The organism is Streptococcus mitis (assembly GCF_001579035.1).
GTDB classification, from domain to species: Bacteria; Bacillota; Bacilli; order Lactobacillales; family Streptococcaceae; genus Streptococcus; species Streptococcus mitis_J.
The window spans coordinates 20,857-24,192 of the sequence record NZ_KQ970294.1 but is presented as its reverse complement, the minus strand read 5'-3'; the positions used below and the strand labels follow the sequence as shown (position 1 = coordinate 24,192).

2 protein-coding genes are annotated in these 3,336 nt (G+C 35.4%); both read right to left on the bottom strand.

Annotated elements, in window-relative coordinates; genetic code table 11:
* Positions 1-2,407: hypothetical protein (locus SMIDD26_RS10590; RefSeq protein WP_167747526.1), on the bottom strand; the 2,407-nt coding region annotated here is incomplete at its 3' end.
* Positions 2,408-2,436: 29 nt separating this feature from the next.
* Positions 2,437-2,967 (bottom strand): DivIVA domain-containing protein, encoded by a 531-nt coding sequence (locus tag SMIDD26_RS10585; RefSeq protein WP_061440080.1) that lies wholly within the window; start codon positions 2,965-2,967, stop codon positions 2,437-2,439.
* Positions 2,968-3,336 lie beyond the last annotated feature (369 nt).

The window sequence follows — 3,336 nt, the reverse complement described above, 5'->3', positions numbered from 1 at the left end:
AGCTTTGATCGGAAATAGGATTTAATCCATCCATTACTTCGAACTTATAAGTACGAGCTGGAACATTACCTCCAAAGTGTCCGTCTTTTGCTGTTGCAGTAATAGTATACACACCTGCAGCTAATGTATGCCCATTTTGTTTAACAATCTTATACTTCGTTGAATCTTCAGGATCTTGGGTAATCTCAACTCCATCTGGTTTACTATCAATCGTTAAAGTCGCATTTTCTTTATTTAACATCAAGTTTCCTAGATTCTGTTCCTTATCAGAGATAGGTACTGCAACTGGGATTGGGTTCGTTACACGGTAAAGCTTATCCGCATCAAGCATAACATCGGCATTTGTTATAGTATAATTACCAGTACCAGAATTATCTGGAGTCGTTTGAGAAATTTCTCTAGTTACTAAATTCAAATGAAATTTTTTCACCCGTCCAATATTATCCGTCACTTGAAAATCAAGAAAATAGGTTCCAGCTTTAGCTGGTAGGCTTTTGAAGTTTAAACGATAGGGGGAACTATCACCTATAAAGGTGCTTTTATAAATGAGGGGGCTACTAATATCATTTATTAACACACTGTGTCTTCTATCAAGATTCATGTCATATCCAAATACATTACCTGCTGTTGCGGGACCATCTTTTACAAGCTCGACCTTAACACCTGGACTACCTCCGGTTTGTTCTAATTTAGTGATGGTTACAGGTGCATTATTGCCTAATGAAGTATAATTACTTTTGTTACCTCTTAAAGCCAACCAAAGATTAGAAGTATATTGCAGGCTATCTGGTGTTGCATCCGCTATCGTTTGTGCTTTGCCACTAGAACGTAAAAAATAACCAAATGGAGTCACTGTCATATAAATTGTACTATTGCTTGCATCGAAATCAACAGAATTTCCTTTATTATCCTGATGCAAAGATTCTGCCAGCCAATACATAGGCGGATCTTCTATAGTTAGTCTAGCTGTAATCTTAATGTTAGGATCCTTTTTAGATTGCAATCCTATAGTATAGGTGCCACCTTGAATGGTATTATCTAAAGTAACCGTTTTGATTAAATAACGGTCATCTTTTCCTCCATCATTATAATGAAAGCCTAATTTCTTAGCATCTGGAGTTAGTTCAAGTTCATCAGAAGTAATATTTGTGAGTCCTATTTTATACTTCAATTCTATTGTGGAACCATCTTTTATAATTTCGTAATCAGGATTATTACGACCTATTTCTTTTCCAAAATACCGTTCTATTGTCATATATGGGGCTTCATTAGCTGCTGTTTCCGTCTCCAACATAAACCGAACATCCCCAGAATGTCCGTTTGCTTTTAATTCAGAGTACAGACGTTCTACGACAGCTGTTAATCGTTCTAGATTTGATTGTAATTCGGCTTTTGTTACGTTTTCTTTTGATAATAAGGCTTGAGCAGCAGCTTCTTCTTGTTTAGCTAATTGATAAGTAGCTTGCAAACCTGCTTTTGATAATTCACTTGGACGAACTTTTTTCAATAATTGTTCTGCTTCAGCATTTAATGCTTTGATTTCAATCATTGTATTCTCATAACGAACCTTTGCTTCTTTGTTCGCTACTGTTTCTGTTGTAGAAACTTTTTCTTCCTTCTCCTCACTTGCTAAGACTAGACCAGATTTTTTATCAACATATTCTACCGTATCTTTAAGAGCAACGGTACGTTCTTTAGGTGTTTCTGCTTCTCCAAAGCCCTCTACTTCGTAGACAAAAACATTATCTTCCCCTTCAACGATTTCTTTTGTAAAGCTTGTTGGATTGCCATCTGGAACATAGTAATTCTCTAATTGGCTATCATTTGCTAGTTCTCCACCAATTTCTGTGACTGTAACTTTTGCTTTTGCTTCAGTAGTTTCTACTGTTTTCGTCTTCGTTACTTCATGAACTACTTTGTGAGATTTACGATCTACATAGCGTACTTTATAGACAATACTTACTGCACGTTTAGCAGTAGCTGTCTCTTCATTCGATTTGACTTCTGTTGGTTTTGCTTCCGCATGTACACTAGCTGGTGCAACTATTTCTTCTTTTGGTTGAGCTGGTGTACTATCAAGTGGTTTCGTTTCGTTTGTCGGAGCATTATCTTCCTTCAACTCCGGTTTGTCTGCCGGTTTTGTTTCTGGTTTCGACTCACTTGCATTCGGTTGAGACGATGTAATAATCAGATGATTCGTCTCAACTGTTGAAGCATTGGTCACATCTGAAGCTGATCCATCTACTGGTTTTGGTTCTGGGTTTACATCATTCTCCTCTGCTTGAACGGTAGGCGTCAATCCTCCCAATAGTAAAGTAGTTCCCATTATACCAATTAACACTGAACTTGCTCCATACGCTTTATTCTTACGAATAGAATATATTTGCTGCTGTTCCACTTTTTTCACGTTTCTTATGTCCTTCCTTATTTCTGATGTTAGTTTTTATGATTCAAATCAGGAATATAAATAATCTGCTTAGAATTTTCGAACAGTTCTTCTGAATGAGTAAGCTCATCTTCTAAATGTTCTTTTATACGAACAAAGTCCTCTGTTTCTGAGTTCTCAAAAGCGCTTTTATAACGTAATAAAACTTCTTGTAACTCCTTAGATAACTCTGTTTTCTGTGCGATCACTTTGTTCTTAAGTTCATTCAATGTTTTCATTGTTCGATTAAAGCGTTCGAACTCATCCGAGATTGATTTATTTGCTGCATCAATCATCTCTGTTGCTTTTTGTTTAGCTTCTTCTACTAATTGTTTTGAAAACTGCTTTGCATCAATAATAGCTTCACTAATCAGTCCTTCTTTAGACTGGTATTTATATAATTGTGCATTTAACTGTTCAATGGCTTCATTCTTCCCAAGCAGTTCTTGTATGAGTCGATTATTTTCTCTTTCTAGATTTAGGATTAAGCCGTCTACTTCCTTTTTGTTATATCCAAAAAGGCTTCTTTTTATATCTTCCATAGTTCTTTCCTCTCTTGCAACAACTGAATGTAGAGTCAGATTTATAACATCTACATTTCTTTATGCTACTTCTTTAAATCATCTCAGTCTGAATTCCAACTGATTTTTTCGCTCTCCTTCATCTCATAGATCCTTTCCTCTACTTTCATTTCGCTTAAGGCTCTATGTACAAAAAACATATAGCGTTACAATACGTGATTTCTAACTGATTCACTTATTTTATGATATTTTAAGTCCCCTGCACATCAGGGTCATTTCTTTAGCACTTTATTATTCACATCCTTACTTCTACAATTGTTTCATTAGCACTAACAAAAAAACAATACAATAATATATACAAATTTATTGTTTTTTTATGCATAATTTTAC

What these genes read in the sequence shown, in the direction of transcription:
- SMIDD26_RS10585 (WP_061440080.1), bottom strand. Translation starts at nt 2,967, where the DNA reads ATGGAAGATATAAAAAGAAGCCTTTTTGGATATAACAAAAAGGAAGTA.